Annotated in this window: 11 protein-coding genes, 1 tRNA gene and 1 pseudogene; 2 read left to right on the top strand and 11 right to left on the bottom strand. The window is 72.0% G+C overall.

Annotated elements, in window-relative coordinates:
- Nucleotides 1–12: 12 nt before the first annotated feature.
- From H5397_RS05255 to mfd, 10 genes are all read right to left on the bottom strand, one after another.
- The gene (locus H5397_RS05255; RefSeq protein WP_182815365.1) at nt 13–831 is read right to left on the bottom strand and encodes a Bax inhibitor-1/YccA family protein; all 819 of its coding nucleotides are present in this window, start codon (nt 829–831) and stop codon (nt 13–15) included.
- 78 nt (nt 832–909) lie between these two features.
- A tRNA-Leu gene (locus tag H5397_RS05250) sits at nt 910–983 on the bottom strand.
- Between the two features lie 26 nt (nt 984–1,009).
- Complete coding sequence (locus H5397_RS05245) at nt 1,010–1,942, bottom strand: Ppx/GppA phosphatase family protein (protein WP_182815363.1); 933 nt, start codon at nt 1,940–1,942, stop codon at nt 1,010–1,012.
- Nucleotides 1,939–2,439: a DUF501 domain-containing protein gene (locus H5397_RS05240; protein WP_182815361.1), complete on the bottom strand. Its 501-nt coding sequence runs from the start codon at nt 2,437–2,439 to the stop codon at nt 1,939–1,941. Before H5397_RS05240 ends, H5397_RS05245 begins: the two co-directional genes overlap by 4 nt.
- Before the next feature lie 10 nt (nt 2,440–2,449).
- On the bottom strand, nt 2,450–3,025 hold the full coding sequence (locus H5397_RS05235) for a septum formation initiator family protein (protein WP_182815359.1): 576 nt from the start codon (nt 3,023–3,025) through the stop codon (nt 2,450–2,452).
- A 143-nt stretch (nt 3,026–3,168) separates the two neighbouring features.
- Complete coding sequence (eno, locus tag H5397_RS05230; protein WP_182815357.1) at nt 3,169–4,449, bottom strand: phosphopyruvate hydratase; 1,281 nt, start codon at nt 4,447–4,449, stop codon at nt 3,169–3,171.
- A gap of 227 nt (nt 4,450–4,676) precedes the next feature.
- Nucleotides 4,677–5,582 carry a hypothetical protein gene (locus H5397_RS18040; protein WP_182815355.1) on the bottom strand — a complete coding sequence of 302 codons (906 nt, stop codon included), beginning with the start codon at nt 5,580–5,582 and terminating at the stop codon, nt 4,677–4,679.
- A 137-nt stretch (nt 5,583–5,719) separates the two neighbouring features.
- Entirely contained in the window at nt 5,720–6,304 is a 585-nt protein-coding gene (locus H5397_RS05220) for a MazG family protein (protein ID WP_182815570.1), read from the bottom strand.
- Between the two features lie 46 nt (nt 6,305–6,350).
- Complete coding sequence (locus H5397_RS05215) at nt 6,351–6,869, bottom strand: hypothetical protein (RefSeq protein ID WP_182815353.1); 519 nt, start codon at nt 6,867–6,869, stop codon at nt 6,351–6,353.
- A gap of 71 nt (nt 6,870–6,940) precedes the next feature.
- The gene (gene mfd / locus H5397_RS05210) at nt 6,941–10,408 is read right to left on the bottom strand and encodes a transcription-repair coupling factor (protein WP_182815351.1); all 3,468 of its coding nucleotides are present in this window, start codon (nt 10,406–10,408) and stop codon (nt 6,941–6,943) included.
- A 101-nt stretch (nt 10,409–10,509) separates the two neighbouring features.
- On the opposite strand from mfd, the gene purL reads away from it, so the two are divergent.
- Both purL and H5397_RS05200 read left to right on the top strand, forming a co-directional pair.
- A complete protein-coding gene (gene purL / locus H5397_RS05205) occupies nt 10,510–14,466 on the top strand; it encodes a phosphoribosylformylglycinamidine synthase (RefSeq protein WP_182815349.1) in 3,957 nt (1,318 codons plus the stop codon).
- Nucleotides 14,467–14,525: 59 nt separating this feature from the next.
- Nucleotides 14,526–15,485 carry an AEC family transporter gene (locus tag H5397_RS05200; RefSeq protein ID WP_182815347.1) on the top strand — a complete coding sequence of 320 codons (960 nt, stop codon included), beginning with the start codon at nt 14,526–14,528 and terminating at the stop codon, nt 15,483–15,485.
- Between the two features lie 111 nt (nt 15,486–15,596).
- Here H5397_RS05200 and H5397_RS19075 read toward each other — a convergent pair.
- Nucleotides 15,597–15,770 (bottom strand): annotated as a pseudogene (locus tag H5397_RS19075) (MFS transporter); the annotation flags it as partial.
- Between the last annotated feature and the right edge of the window lie 178 nt (nt 15,771–15,948).

Raw genomic sequence — 15,948 nt, 5'->3', positions numbered from 1 at the left:
GTGTGACGTGCGTCAGTTGGAGCGGAAGTACGACAGGATCCGCAGGATCTCGGTGTACAGCCAGACCATGGTGATGGTGAGGCCGAAGGCCGCGCGCCACGACTCCGAGGCGGGCAGGCGGTTGCGGATGCCCTGCTCGACGAAGTCGAAGTCCATGATCAGGTTGGCCACGGCCAGGACGACCGCGATGGCCGAGATGATGCCGGCGAGCGGCGTGAACTCGAACGAGCGCAGGCCCAGGTTGGTGCCGAACAGCGCCAGGACGAAGTTCACCAGCAGGGTGCCGGCGAGGGCGAAGGTCGCGATGGTGACGATCTTGCGGAACTGGCTGGTCACCTTGATCCGCAGGAACTTGTACGCGGCCAGCGTCGCGCCCGCGGCGATGAACGTGCCGATCACGGCCTGCACCACGATGCCGGGGTAGAGGATCTCGAACATCAGGCTGAACGCACCGATGAAGACGCCCTCGATGGCGGCGTACACGAGCACCATGCCCGGGTTGATCTGGCGTCGGAAGCCGACCAGGAGGACCGTGACGAAGCCCACGATGCCCGAGCCGATGAGGGCCGGCATCATGAACTGCGGCGGCAGGAACATGAAGGTGATGGCGGCCGCCACGATGAGCGCGCCGAGGGTGATCGCCGTCTTGGTGATGACGTCGTCGATGGTCATGACGCCCGGGGTGGGCTGCCCGGGGGCCTCGTAGGGCGCCGGGGCACCGTACTGGGGCGCGCCGTACGGCTGCTGCCCGTACTGCTGCTGCTGGCCGTACTGGGGTGCCGCGTGCGAGAACTGCTCGCTGCGCGTGAAGATGGGGTTGGTGCTCTGCATCAGAGTGCGCGCCTTTCTGGTGGACTCGACATCATTCTACGACACGCCACCAAGCAGGCCCTGTACTCCGCCGCTGGGTGCCCCCGGCGGGATTCGAACCCGCACTTGGGCGGGTTTAAGCCGCCTGCCTCTGCCGGTTGGGCCACGGGGGCGGCGACCGGACGCCGTGCGCCCGAGTCTACGGCGCTGCCGCGAGCAGCTGCGCGACGACCCCGTCGAGGATGTCGGACTCGCTCACCGTGAGGTCCACCCCGACGCGTGCGGCCACGCGCGCGCAGATGAGGGCGCCGGCGCAGATCACGTCGGCGCGCCCGGGAACCATCGTCGGGATGATGAGCACCTCGGCCACCGTGCTGCCGAGCAGCCGGTCCGCCAGCGCGGTGAGATCGGCGCGCGTCAGCGTCGAGCCGTGCACGCGGGCCCGGTCATAGGTCTCCAACCCCTGCACGATGGCCGACAGCGAGGTGGCGGTCCCGCCCACTCCGATCCACGTGCGGGCGGCGGCGAGGTCGATGCCCGAGGCGTCCAGCAGGGCGTCGACGTGCGCGGTGGCCGCCGCCACCTGCTCGGCGGTCGGCGGGTCGGAGGCCAGGAAGCGCTCGCGCAGGCGCACCGACCCGATGTCGAGCGAGGTGCCCCGCACCGGCTGCCCGGACGCCCCGAGCACCAGTTCGGTCGATCCCCCGCCGATGTCGACGACCAGGGCGGGCGGCGCGGCCTCGGGGGAGGCGCCCAGCGCGCCGTCGAACGACAGCTGCGCCTCCTCGGCCCCCGAGATCACCTCGGGGTCGACGCCCAGCCGGGCGCGCACGCCGGCGAAGAACTCCTCGCGGTTGCCGGCGTCCCGGGCGGCGGAGGTGGCCACGAACCGCAACCGGCCGACCCCGTGGGCAGCGAGGACCGCCGCGTACTCGTCGCACGCCGCGAAGGTGCGGGCGAGCGCGTCGGGGTGGAACTCACCGGTCGCGTCGACGCCCTGGCCCAGGCGGGTGATGCGCAGGGTGCGCTCCAGCTCGACCGGTGCCTGCGCGGGGCCGGCGGCCACCAGGAGGCGCACCGAGTTGGTGCCGCAGTCGATGGCGGCGACGGGGGCGCCGGCTCCGGGGGTCACTCCCCCTCCAGGCAGGGGCGCGCCCAGAACTCGCCGAGGGCGTCCACGGCCTCGTCGCCGAGCGGGTTGACGCCCCGCCCGGCCGCGAGCGCGTGCCCGACGAGGACGTGCAGGCACTTCACGCGGGTCGGCATGCCGCCCGCCGAGATGCCGGCGATCTCGGGGACGTCGCCGAGGGCGGCGCGGTCGGCCAGGTAGGCCTCGTGGGCGGCGGTGTAGGCGGCGGCGAGCTCGGGGTCCTCGGCGAGGCGGTCGGTCATCTCGGCCATCACGCCCTGCGACTCCAGCGTCGAGCAGCCGGCCGTCGCGCGCGGGCAGGTCAGGTAGTACGTGGTCGGGAACGGCGTGCCGTCCGGCAGGCGGGGATCGGTGGCGACCACGCCGGGCTTGCCGCAGGGGCAGCGCCACGCGATGCCCGCGATGCCGCGCGGGGGGCGTCCGAGTTGCTGTTCGAGGACGGCGACGTCGGCCGCAGAGGCCGGTTCGAGTGCTGGCACGCCCGCCACCCTAGCGGGGCAGCGGGTCCGGCTCGTCGGCCTGCCGCATCGAGACGGCCAGCTTGTCCCACCACCGGGAGGCCAGGTCGCTGGTCTGCGCCTCGCCGACGCCCTCGATCTCGGTGGTGCCCGACATCACCTGCCCGTCGGCCCCGATCACGCGGTAGCCGATCTCGCCGGGCATGACCCAGCCGAGGCGGTTGCGGGCCTGGGCGCGGACGTAGGCCGGGTCCTCCCAGCGGGCGAGCTCGTTCTCGAGCTCGGCGACGCGGGCGGTGCGCTGCTCGATCTGGGCCTGGGCGGCCGCGAGGTCCTGGCTCTGAACGACCCACACGCGCAGCGAGCCGGCGAACGAGGCCGCGAGCACGATGAGCACGCCGAACAGGATCAGCGCGCGGCGGGTGAAGACCAGCCGCGCATTCGTCTTGGGCAGCTTCGCCGCGGCCCGCCCGATCGCAGAGTTGCGGACGGCGGCGGCCGGATTCAGGCGGGGGGTGGTCTTCTTCGCCGGGGCCTCGGGCGAACGGGTGCGCTTGCTCGACCGGCCGCGGCCGGACGGCTGGCGGTTGAGCCTGTTCTCGCGCACGATCCTTCGGGGCCTCTCGTCGGGGAAGGGAGGTTGCGCTCCAGCGTAGGCGCGGCCGGCCCGTGGGCGGGGCACGACACCCCGGACGCCGCACGGCCGGCCCCTCACGAGGAGGGACCGGCCGTGCGGGTGTCGGGTGTGGATCAGCCCTTGAAGCGCGGGAAGGCGGAGCGGCCGGCGTAGACGGCGGCGTCCTCGAGGGTCTCCTCGATGCGCAGGAGCTGGTTGTACTTCGCGACGCGGTCGGAGCGGGCCGGGGCACCGGTCTTGATCTGGCCACAGTTGGTGGCGACGGCGAGGTCGGCGATGGTGGTGTCCTCGGTCTCACCGGAGCGGTGCGACATCATGCAGCGGTAGCCGTTGCGGTGGGCGAGCTCGACGGCGTCCAGGGTCTCGGTCAGGGTGCCGATCTGGTTCACCTTCACCAGCAGCGCGTTCGCGGTGTTGGTGTCGATGCCGCGCTGCAGGCGCTCGGGGTTGGTCACGAACAGGTCGTCACCGACGAGCTGGACCTTGTCGCCGAGCTTCTCGGTGATGGCCTTCCAGCCGTCCCAGTCCTCCTCGTTCAGCGGGTCCTCGATCGAGACCAGCGGGTAGGCGTCGACCCACTCGGCGTAGATGGCGATCATGTCGTCGGCCGACTTCTGCGCACCCTCGAAGGTGTAGACGCCGTTCTCCTCGAACTCGGAGGCCGCGACGTCGAGCGCGAGCGCCACATCGGTACCGGGCTCGTAGCCAGCCTTCTTGATGGCCTCGATGATCAGGTCGAGCGCGGCGCGGTTGCTCTCGAGGTTCGGTGCGAAGCCACCCTCGTCGCCCAGGCCGGTCGACAGGCCCTTCTCCTTCAGCACCGTCTTGAGGTTGTGGTACACCTCGGCGCCCATGGCGAGGGCGTCGGCGAAGGTCTCGGCGCCGATCGGGGCGATCATGAACTCCTGGATGTCGACGTTGGAGTCGGCGTGCGCGCCACCGTTCAGGATGTTCATCATCGGGACGGGAAGGACGTGCGCGTTCGGGCCACCCACGTAGCGGAACAGCGGCAGGCCGGCCGACTCGGCGGCGGCGTGCGCGACGGCCAGGGAGACGCCCAGCATGGCGTTGGCGCCGAGCTTGCCCTTGTTGGAGGAGCCGTCCAGCTCCATCATCGCGTTGTCGATCTCGCGCTGGTCGGTGGCGTCGAAGCCGATGATCTCCTCGGCGATGGCCTCGTTGACGTTCTCGACGGCCTTCAGGACACCCTTGCCCAGGTAACGGGACTTGTCGCCGTCACGCAGCTCGACGGCCTCGAACTGGCCGGTGGAGGCGCCGGACGGGACCGCAGCGCGGCCCTGGGCGTCGTCGTCGAGGAGGACCTCGACCTCAACGGTGGGGTTGCCTCGGGAGTCGAGGATCTCGCGGGCGTTGACGATGTCGATGAGTGCCACGGTGACTTGCCTTTCGTCGTTGTGTGACTTCGGTCGCCAGCCTATCGCCGTCCGCTCTTCGTCGCGCCCTCGGATGCCCCCGGTTGCCACCACGCCGAGGGCTTGGGTTTCCTGCGCCGAGGGCTTGGGTTCTGTACGCCGAGGGCTTGAGTTATCGACGCCGAGGGCTTGGGGCCTGGACAACGAGGGCTTGGGTTCGGCCAAGCCGAGCCCGCGGCGTCCGGTCGTCACCGTCGGTGGCGCGGTCGTCGGAGGTCGTGCGCCTCGGGGCACAGACCGTGGTCGACGAGGACGTCCCCGATCAGGGCCCTGATCGACGCCGTCACGGCGCCGGGGTCGTGGACGGCATCCTCCCCCCACCGAACCACGCGCAACCCCATGCCTTCGAGACGACGCTGGCGGAGTTCCTGCAGACGCATCACGTCCTCGCGGGTCTGGCCGGGCGCGAGGAGGGTCGTGTACTTCGTCTCCCCGTCGAACTCCCCCACCACTCCCTGTCGCCGCCAGAGGAAGTCGGGGCGACCGACGAAGCCGTCGGCGTCGAAGAGGCTGACCTGCAGTTCGGGAAGCGGCACCCCACCTTGGAGCAGTTGCGCCCGAACCAACGATTCGTAAGGGGATTCGCTGCGCGGATCGCCACGTCGGACCGCCTCGGTGGAGTGTCGGCATCCGCGTCCACCGGTGACCTCACGGAGGAGTTCACCCCGTGGAGCACCCAGACGCAGGGCAGCATCGGCCCACGCGAGGGCCGGCCCGAAGAGATTGCGGCGCATGAGGTCGGCGGCCGTCCTGGCCAGCGTGGTCACGGGGATGTCGCCGCTGAAGGTCGTGCTGGGCGGCACCTTGGGCGTCTTGTACACGTGCGCGATGGTCCGGATCTGGCCGTGCCCGCCACCTGAGTAGAGCAGGTGAACGAGGTCGAGATCGGCGCGGAAGAGGGGTAGTCCATGGAGCACAGCAGCGGATTCACGGGCGAACCACGACTGCAGTCCGATGTAGGGCAAGGCTGCGCTGATGCGTTCGCGGTGCAGCGCGATGTCGGTGTCCGGGACCTGTTCGAGACGGACGCCCGGACGCAGTTTCAGGATGGGAACCGGGATGTCGGCTCCACCAGGAGGAATGAGGTTGTGCATGCCGGGAGGTTGGGCGGCTTCTCTCCCAGCAGCGCACCAGGTTTCGCGACCTGTGGAGAACCAGCTCCAGAGCGCAGGTCGGGCTGGGGAAACTCAAGCCCTGGGCGCCCAGAACCCAGGCCCTCGGCGCAGAAAACTCAAGCCCTCGGCGAATCCTCCGCAGCGCGGATCGCGGCCTCCAGGGCCCGGACCGCGTCGCGGACGGCCTGGTCGGCGTCCACCCCGCTGGCCTGGGCGCGGGCGACCAGGGCGACGATGCCGCCGCCGACCTCGGACGCCGTGACCGGCTCGGCGGGCAGGCCCGGGTCCACGCCGTGCGAGCGGGCGCGGGAGACGACCTTCATGGTGCGCGCGAGCGCGTTGAGCGGCGGGATCCCGTCGAGGGCCGAGGTGCGGCCCTTCTCGGCGCGCTTGCGCGCCTCCCACGAGCCCATCAGGTCGTCGGGCACGTCACCGTCGCCGAAGACGTACGGGTGCCGGGCCACCAACTTGTCGGCGATGCCGCGCGCCACGTCCTCGATCGAGAACCGGCCGTCCTGGCGGGCGATCTCGGCGTGGAAGACCACCTGCAGCAGCAGGTCGCCCAGCTCCTCGACCAGGTGGTCGTCGGAGCCGGTCTCGATCGCCTCGACGACCTCGGCCGCCTCCTCGACGAGGTAGGTGACCAGCGAGCGGTGCGTCTGCTCGGCGTCCCACGGGCAGCCCGCGCGGAGCGCCGTCATCACGTCGATGAGGCGCTCGACCTCGGGGTGCGCCACGGGTCGCGGCTCAGCGGCGCAGCGTGGCGGAGTCCGCGGCCCGCGCCAGGGAGGCGTCCCCGAACGAGGCGCGGGAGGCGTCCCACTGGCCGTAGCGCGGGTTGATCGTGATGTCGAGCTTGCCGACCTCCTCGACGAACTTGTCGGCGCCCAGCTCCTCCTGCAGCAGGAACGCGCGCGTCGCGGCGTCGGCCCACTCGGCCCCGCCCGGGACCTGGCTGACGGCGGCCACGGCCGGGTACTGGCCGATGACCTCCTGCTGGTCGGCGGCGGTGATCGTCGTGCCGGTGGACGCCGCGATCTGGCGGGCGGCCTCGCCCAGCACCAGGTCGTAGGTGGCCTGCTTGAGGGCGAGCCCGGTCTCGCTGCCGGTGGCCTGGCCAAGGACGCGCGCGACCTCGCGCACGGTGCTGTCGGCGATCCGGACGCCGTTCACGGTGGCGGCGTCGGCGGGCGAGTTGGCGCAGCCGGTCAGGGCCAGCGCCGCCACGGCGACGCCGGCAGCCAGGGTGCGTGCGGCCTTGTTCATGGGTTCTGCTCCTCGAGGACGATCGGATCCGCCCCGATCCTAGCCACCCGCGCGGGGCCACCATGCAGGTGTCAGGGGACGAACAGCGCCGTGACCGCCTGGGTGGCCCACTCGAGCAGCTCGCCGTCCTTGACCGGCTGGCCGGCGACCGGGCGGGTCATCGGCCGCGGCAGGAACAGCTGGGCGGTCTGCTTGTTCACCCGCGAGCCCGGGTACATGCGGGCCCGACGCATGTCGCGCGAGTCGGGCAGCACGGCGGGCGCGAACCGGATCATCGTCCCGGCCGAGAGCACCTCGGTGATCCCGACCGAGCGGCACAGCATCCGGAACCGGGTGACCTTGAACAGGTTCTCCACCGGCTCGGGCAGCGGGCCGTAGCGGTCGAGCAGCTCGGCGCGCACGGCGTCCAGCTCGGACTCCTCGCGCACCGACGCTAGCCGCTTGTACATCTCCAGGCGCAGGCGCTCGGACTCGACGTAGTCGGTGGGCAGGTGCGCATCGACCGAGAGCTCGATCTTCATCTCGGGTTCGGGTTCGGACGCCTCGCCGCGGAAGTCCGCCACGGCCTCGCCCACCAGTCGGATGTAGAGGTCGAAGCCGACGTCGGCGATGTGGCCCGACTGCTCCTCGCCGAGCAGGTTGCCGGCGCCGCGGATCTCGAGGTCCTTCATCGCGATCGCCATACCGGCGCCGAGGTCGGTGTGGGCGGCCATGGTGGCCAGCCGGTCGTGCGCGGTGTCGGTGAGCGGCTTGTCGGGCGGGTAGAGGAAGTAGGCGTACCCGCGCTCGCGGCCGCGGCCGACGCGGCCGCGCAGCTGGTGCAGCTGCGAGAGGCCGAGCAGGTCGGCCCGCTCGATGATCAGGGTGTTGGCCGAGGAGATGTCCAGGCCGGCCTCGACGATCGTGGTGCAGACCAGCACGTCGGCCTCGCGCTCCCAGAAGTCGACCATCACCTTCTCGAGGGTGGTCTCGTTCATCTGCCCGTGGGCCACGGCGACCCGCGCCTCGGGCACCAGGTCGCGGATGTGCGCGGCCGCCTTCTCGATCGTGCCCACCCGGTTGTGGATGTAGAACACCTGGCCCTCGCGGGCGAGCTCGCGCCGGATCGCCGCGCGCACCTGGTTGTCGTCCGACGGCCCGGCGAACGTCAGCACCGGGTGCCGCTCCTCGGGCGGGGTGGCGATCACTGACATCTCCCTGATGCCCGTGATCGCCATCTCCAGCGTGCGCGGGATCGGCGTGGCCGACATCGCCAGCACGTCGACGTTGAGCCGCAGCTTCTTCAGCGCCTCCTTGTGGTCGACGCCGAAGCGCTGCTCCTCGTCGATGATCACCAGGCCGAGGTCCTTGAACTGAACCTCGTTCGAGAACAGCCGGTGCGTGCCCACGACGATGTCGACCGTGCCGTCGGCGATGCCCTCGATCGCCTTGCGCGACTCGGCCGGCGACTGGAACCGCGACAGCGCCGCCACCGTCACCGGGAACCCGGCGTACCGCGAGGCGAACGTCGCGTAGTGCTGCTGCACCAGCAGGGTGGTCGGCACGAGGATCGCGACCTGCTTGCCGTCCATGACGGCCTTGAACGCGGCGCGCACGGCGATCTCGGTCTTGCCGTAGCCGACGTCGCCGCAGACCAGGCGGTCCATCGGCACGACCTGCTCCATGTCGCGCTTGACCTCGATGACGGCGGCCATCTGGTCGGGGGTCTCGACGTAGGCGAAGTTGTCCTCCAGCTCGCGCTGCCACGGCGAGTCGGGGCCGAACGCGTGCCCCTGCGAGGCCTGGCGGGCGGCGTACAGCTTGATCAGCTCGGCCGCGATCTCGCGCACGGCCTTGCGGGCGCGCGCCTTCCGCTTGGTCCAGTCCGCGCCGCCCATGCGGTCGAGCGAGGGGGCCTCGCCGCCGACGTAGCGGGTGACCTGGTCGAGGGCGTCCATGGGCACGAACAGCCGGTCGCCGGGGTGCCCGCGCTTGCTCGGCGCGTACTCGATGACCAGGTACTCGCGGGTGGCGCCGTGCACCTCGCGCGTGACCATCTCGATGTACTTGCCAACCCCGTGCGCGTCGTGCACGACGAAGTCGCCAGCCTTGAGCTCGAGCGGGTCGATGGCGTTCTTGCGCCGGGCCGGCATCTTGCGCTCGGCCTTGTCGGCTCCGCCCTTGACCCCGGCGAGGTCGCCGGAGGTGAACACCCGCAGGTTGACCCCGTCGAGCCGGAACCCGCGCGGCAGGTCGGCGACGATGATGGACGCCCTCCCGGCCAGGTCGTGCTCGGCCAGGACCTCCCCCAGCCGCTGCGCGCGACCGGTCGCGTCGGCGACCAGCACGACCTCGAACCCGGACGCCACCGCCTCGCCGATCGCCGCGATCGCGGCCTCGAGGTCGCCGCGGAACGGCTCGTTCTCCTCGGCCACGATGTGCCGGGACTCGGGGTCCTCGGCGAACGCCGAGAACGTCCACCACGCCAGGCCGCGGCCCAGGGCGGCCGCGCGCACGTCGGCGAGCTGCCGGTACGCGGACGCCGCGAGGTCGATCGGCGCCTTGCCCCCCTCGGCGGCCGCCGACCACGACGCGGCGAGGAACTCCTGCGAGGTGGCGTGCAGCTCCAGGGCGCGGGCGCGCACCTTCTCGGGGTCGCTGACGACGACGGTGGTGTCCTCGGGCAGCACGTCGACGAGCAGCTCGAGCCGGTCGACCAGCGCGGGGGCGAGCGCCTCCATCCCGTCGACGGCGTGGCCCTCGGCGATGCGGGTGAACAGCTCGCGCATCTGGTCGGGCACGCCCTGGCGGGCGGCGTGGGCCGCGGCCCGCTCGCGCACCGCGTCGGTGAGCAGCATCTCGCGGCAGGGGTCGGCGGTGACCTGGTCGAGGGTCTCGTCGTGCGAGCGCTGGTCGGCCACGCTGAACGGGCGGATCTCCTCGACGGTGTCGCCGAAGAAGTCGATGCGCACCGGGTGCTCCAGCGTGGGCGGGAACACGTCGATGATGCCGCCGCGCACGGCGAACTCGCCTCGACGCTCGACGAGGTCGACGCGCACGTAGGCGGCGTCGACGAGGGCGACGGCGAGGTCGTCGACGTCGCGGTCCTCCCCCACCGTGACCGTCACCGGCGTGAGCGCGCCGAGGCCAGCGACCTGCGGCTGCAGCACGGCGCGCACGGGGGCGACGATGATGCGCGGCGGGGCCAGCTCGCTGTTCCCGGCCAGCCGGCGCAGCACGGCCAAGCGTCGGCCGACGGTGTCGGAGCGCGGCGATAGCCGCTCGTGGGGCAGGGTCTCCCAGGCCGGGTAGTAGGCCACCGCGTCGGTGCCGAGCAGCGAGCGCAGGGTGTCGCGGGCGGACTCGGCCTCGCGGTAGGTGGAGGTGACCACCAGCAACGGGGTGTCGGACTGCTCGGTCAGCGCCGCAGCGACCAGGGGTCGCAGGGCGCCCGGGCACGTCACGTCCAGCGTCGGCTCCGAGTCCGCACGGGCAGCCTCGATGAGCTTGCTGACCACGGGTTCCGAGGCGACGAGCTCCAACAAACCCGCACGATCCACGGCGAACAGTGTAGGTCCTCGGAACTGGGCCCCGACCCGCGGGCGGACGCCCCACCGGTAGCCTGTTCCCCGTCCCCGCACCGTCACACCGGAGGCTTTCCATGGCGCCCGCTCCCGACCAGGTCGACACCACCGCCGCGTCGCACCACTACGACCTGATGGTGGTCCCCGGAGGATCGGCGCTCCCGGCCTTCCGCGCCACCTCCTTGGTCGCGCGACTGCAGGCCGTCGCCCCGCAGGTGACCGGCATCAGCGCCCGGTACGTGCACCTGGTCGCCTCCGACGAGGCGCTCTCCGACGCCGACGTCGAGACGCTCGCCCGCATCCTCGAGTACGGGCCCTCCGCCGACCCCGCGCCGGACGCCGGGGCCGCCACGGCGTCCATGGTCGTCGCCCCGCGCCTGGGCACGATCTCGCCGTGGGCGTCCAAGGCGACCGACATCGTGCACAACTGCGGCATCGACGTCCACCGCGTCGAGCGGGTCATCGAGTACACCCTCACGCTGGACGCCCCGCTCACCGGCGAGCAGGCCGAGGCCTGCGCCGCGATCCTGCACGACCGGATGACCGAGTCGGTCCTGGACAGCCGCGAGGCCGCCACCGAGGTCTTCGCCGAGAAGGACGCCGAGCCGATGGCCCACGTCGACGTGCTCGGCCACGGCCGCGAGGCCCTCGTCGAGGCCAACTCGGCCTTCGGCCTGGCCCTGTCCGAGGACGAGATCGACTACCTCGTCGACGCCTTCACCGGCCTGGACCGCAACCCCACCGACGTCGAGCTGATGATGTTCGCGCAGGCGAACTCCGAGCACTGCCGCCACAAGATCTTCAACGCCGACTTCGTCATCGACGGCGTCCCGCAGGACTCCTCGCTGTTCGGCATGATCCGGCACACCGAGCGCGTCGCGGGCGGGCTGGCGAACGGCACGATCGTCGCCTACAAGGACAACTCCTCGATCATGGCCGGCGGCCAGGCCACACGGTTCGTGCCCGAGCCGGACGCCGCCTACGCGGCCCCCGCGCCGTATGCCGAGCGCCCGGGCGAGGTGCACGTGCTGATGAAGGTCGAGACCCACAACCACCCGACGGCGATCTCGCCGTTCCCGGGGGCGGCGACCGGCTCCGGCGGCGAGATCCGCGACGAGGGCGCGACCGGCCGCGGTTCGCAGCCCAAGGCGGGCCTGACCGGCTTCGTCGTGTCCAACCTCAACCTGCCCGGCACCGACGAGCCGTGGGAGGCCGAGCAGTACGGCGCCCCCGCGCACATCGCGTCCCCGCTCGAGATCATGACCGACGCCCCCCTGGGCGCTGCGGCCTTCAACAACGAGTTCGGACGCCCCGGGCTCGGCGGGTTCTTCCGCGTCTACGAGCAGACGGTGGACGGCGTCCGCCGCGGATACCACAAGCCGATCATGAGCGCCGGTGGCCTGGGCGCGATCAGCGCCGAGCAGACCGAGAAGGTCGTGTTCGGGGAGGGCTCGCTGCTGATCCAGCTGGGCGGGCCGGGCATGCGCATCGGCATGGGTGGCGGCGCCGCCAGCTCGATGGCGGCCGGCACCAACGCGGCCGAGCTCGACTTCGACTCGGTGCAGCGCGGCAACCCCGAGATGGAGCGGCGCGCGCAGGAGGTCATCAACGCGTGCTGGGCGCTCGGGGCCGACAACCCGATCCTGGCGATCCACGACGTGGGCGCGGGCGGCCTGTCGAACGCGTTCCCCGAGCTGGTCAACGACGCCGGCATGGGTGCCCGCTTCGACCTGGACGCGGTGCCACTGGAGGAGTCCGGGCTGGCGCCCAAGGAGGTCTGGTGCAACGAGAGCCAGGAGCGCTACGTGCTGGCGATCGCGCCCGAGTCGCTGGAGCGGTTCCGCGCCATCTGCGCGCGCGAGCGCGCCCCGTTCGTCGTGGTCGGGCGGGCGTTCGACGACGGTGAGCTCGTGGTGGCCGACGACGCGATCGACGCGGGCCCCGGTGACGACCCGGCCGTCGACATGCCGCTGTTCACCCTGCTCGGCAAGCCGCCGAGGATGACGCGCGACGTGACGCGGGTCGAGCGGTCGGCGCCCGCGCTGGACCTCGCCCGGTTCGACGACGCCGACGCCGTGCGCGAGGCCGCCTACGCCGTGCTGCGGCACCCGAGCGTGGCGTCCAAGCGCTTCCTGATCACGATCGGCGACCGTACGGTCGGCGGCCTGTCCCACCGCGACCAGATGGTCGGCCCGTGGCAGGTGCCGGTGGCCGACGTCGCGGTCACACTCACCGACCACATCGGCTTCGCCGGGCAGGCGATGAGTTCGGGCGAGCGCATGCCGCTCGCGTCCGTGGACGCCCCCGCCTCGGGCCGCATGGCCGTCGGCGAGGCGATCACCAACCTGCTCGCCGCCCCGATCACGCTCAACCGGGTCAAGCTGTCGGCGAACTGGATGGCCGCCTGCGGCGAACCCGGCGAGGACGCCGCCCTCTACGACACCGTGCGCGCGGTCGGCCTCGAGCTGTGTCCGGCGCTGGGCGTCAGCATCCCGGTCGGCAAGGACTCGCTGTCGATGCGCACCAAGTGGTCGGCCGACGGAGAGGACAAGCAGGTCACCTCCCCGGTGTCGCTGGTGGTCTCGGCGTTCGCGTCGCTGGCCGACGTCCGCGGCACCCTCACCCCGCAGGTGGGCGCCGACCAGGCGCTGCTGCTGGTCGACCTCGGCGCCGGCGCCGACCGCCTCGGCGGCTCGATGCTCGCCCAGGTCTCGGGCGAGTTCGGCGGCGAGGTGCCCGACCTCGACGACCCGTCCCGCCTCGTGGCGCTGGTGGACGCGGTGAACGCGCTGCGTTCGGCCGGGCTGGTTGCGGCCTACCACGACCGCTCCGACGGTGGCCTGTGGGCCGCGGCCGTCGAGATGGGTCTGGCCGGCGCAACCGGCCTGTCGCTGGACGTCTCCTCGGTGGCCGAGCTCTTCGCCGAGGAGCTGGGTGCGGTGCTGGCCGTGCCCACGGCGTCCCTGGACGACGCGCTGCTCGTGCTCGCCGAGCACGGGCTGGCCGACGTCACCGTGCCGGTCGGCTCGACCGCCGAGGGTCGGCGCGTGCGCGTCGCGATCGGCGGCGCCGACGTGCTGGACGAGTCGCTGCGCGACCTGGGCCAGGCCTGGGACGAGGTCTCGTGGCGGATCGCCGCCCTGCGCGACAACCCGGAGTGCGCGGACGCCGAGCACGCGGGCTTCGCGTCCGACGACGACCCCGGCCTGCACGTGGAGACGACGTTCGACGTGCGCGAGGACGTCGCCGCCCCGTTCGTGAACACCGGCGCCCGGCCGAAGGTGGCGATCCTGCGCGAGCAGGGCGTGAACAGCCACGTCGAGACCGCGTTCGCGTTCGACCGCGCCGGTTTCGACGCGTGGGACGTCCACATGACCGACCTGCAGAGCGGCCGCTTCGACCTGGGCGACGCCGTCGGGCTCGTCGCGGTGGGCGGCTTCTCCTACGGCGACACGCTGGGGGCCGGTGAGGGCTGGGCGCGCTCGATCCTGTTCAACCCGGCGCTGACCGAGGCGTTCGGCGCGTTCTTCGCCCGCGAGGACACCTTCGGGCTGGGCATCTGCAACGGCTGCCAGATGTTCGGGGCGCTGGCCGACCTGATCCCGGGCGCCGAGGCGTGGCCGCTGTTCCGCCGCAACTCCTCCGAGCAGTTCGAGGCGCGCCTGTCGCTGGTCGAGGTGCTGGAGTCGCCGTCGATCTTCACCGGCGGCATGGCGGGCTCGCGCATCCCGATCGCGGTGTCGCACGGCGAGGGCCGCGCGGACTTCACCGCGCGCGGTGACGAGGGTGCCGTCCAGCGGGCGATGCGGTTCGTCGACCACCACGGCAACCCGACCGAGGCGTACCCGGCCAACCCGAACGGCTCGGCCGGCGGCCTCACCGCCGTCACCACGCCCGACGGCCGGTTCACCGCGATGATGCCCCACCCCGAGCGGGTGCTCCGCAACATCCAGATGAGCTGGACCAGCGGCTCCGCCGACGAGGCCAGCCCTTGGCTGCGGATGTTCCGCAATGCCCGCGCGCACGTGGGCTGACAGGGGCAACATCCGGCCACCCCGGGCGCGACCGGGGCGGGCGGGGATAGCGTCGAGGGGTGCTCGACATCCTGTCGGCGACCGTGCCGATCTTCCTCGTGGTGGGCCTGGGCTTCGTGACGACCCGGCTCGGGATGTTCGAGCGCTCCGACATGTCGGTGCTCGCCCGCTACGTGGTGAAGCTCGCGCTGCCGGTGCTGATCTTCGTCAACGTCGCCGGGCGGTCCCTTGGCGAGATCCTCAACCCGACGTACCTGCTCGCCTACGCCGTCGCGGCGATGGTGATGGTCGCGCTCGGGCTCGCATGGGCCGCGGCCCGCGGCGTCCGGGGCAGCGTGCGGGCGGCGACGATCGCGTTCGCGATGAGCGGCACCAACAACGGCTTCGTGGGGTTCCCGACGTTCCTGATCGTGATCCCGGCGTTCGCGGGGCTCGCCGTCGGCATGGACATGCTCGTCGACAACACCCTGATCATCCCGGTGGCGCTGGCCCTGTTCGAGGCAGTCTCCGGCGCCGCGACCAGCTGGGCGCGCCGCCTGCGCGGCATCGTCGTGCGCGTGGTCACCCACCCGATGGTGATCGCGATCATCCTGGCCCTGCTCATGGACCCCCTCGGCATCACCCTGCCGCCCATGATCGACCGCTCGGTGAACCTCGTGGCCCAGTCGTCCTCGGCGGTGGCGCTGTTCTCGATCGGCGGCATGCTGGTCGGCCTGCGCCTGCGCGGCCAGCTGGCCGACCTCGCGGTGGCCGTCGGCGGCAAGCTCCTGGTGATGCCCGCGGTGATGCTCGGGCTCGTGCTCGCACTGCCCCTGCTCGGCCTGCCCGACCTCCCGCCCGAGCTCAAGGTGGCGGCGGTGCTCACCGGCGCCCTGCCCTCGATGTCGATCGTGGCCGCGGTGGCCGAGCAGCACGGCGACGGCGAGTTCGGCGCGGCGTCGATGATGCTCTCCACCGCGGTGTCGTTCCTCACGATGACCGGGTGGCTGCTCGCCATGGCCGGGTTCGGCTGGCTCTGACCGGCCGCGACGCCGCCGGCTTCCGTGCACGCCACTGGCGTTGCACCGCCGGCTCCGTGCGGGAACGCCAGCTGGGTGCGGGGCGGCCAGCGCGACGTCGAGGACATAGATCGCGCGACGCCCGTAGAAGTCCGACAGCTTGGCCCACAGCGGCGTGCTGATCATCTGCATGAGCACGTAGATGCTGAACAGCCACGGCAGTTGGCGCGGGGTCAGCCCGAACTCGGCCTGGATCGCCGGCATCGCCGGCCCGATGATGGCGATGTCGAGCGCCCCCATGAGCACGCCCACGAAGAGCACCCCGAGCACCCGATTGCGCTGCTTGTCGTCCACGTCGTCCTCCACTTACCAACCGGTCGGTAAGGAGAGCACTCCCGGACGCTCCGCCCCCTCAACAGCCGGGTGACGACGGCGTCGTGATCGAAATGGCCCCCGACCGAGCCGGCACCGACGCCGCACACGC

This window comes from Propioniciclava sp. MC1683 (assembly GCF_014164675.1).
Classification (GTDB): domain Bacteria; phylum Actinomycetota; class Actinomycetes; order Propionibacteriales; family Propionibacteriaceae; genus Propioniciclava.
The sequence above is the reverse complement of the archived record's forward strand: the minus strand, read 5'-3'. Positions and strand labels throughout refer to the sequence as shown.

What these genes read in the sequence shown, in the direction of transcription:
- H5397_RS05255 (WP_182815365.1), bottom strand. Translation starts at nt 831, where the DNA reads ATGCAGAGCACCAACCCCATCTTCACGCGCAGCGAGCAGTTCTCGCAC.
- H5397_RS18040 (WP_182815355.1), bottom strand. Translation starts at nt 5,582, where the DNA reads ATGCACAACCTCATTCCTCCTGGTGGAGCCGACATCCCGGTTCCCATC.
- H5397_RS05220 (WP_182815570.1), bottom strand. Translation starts at nt 6,304, where the DNA reads ATGACGGCGCTCCGCGCGGGCTGCCCGTGGGACGCCGAGCAGACGCAC.
- H5397_RS05215 (WP_182815353.1), bottom strand. Translation starts at nt 6,869, where the DNA reads ATGAACAAGGCCGCACGCACCCTGGCTGCCGGCGTCGCCGTGGCGGCG.
- purL (WP_182815349.1), top strand. Translation starts at nt 10,510, where the DNA reads ATGGCGCCCGCTCCCGACCAGGTCGACACCACCGCCGCGTCGCACCAC.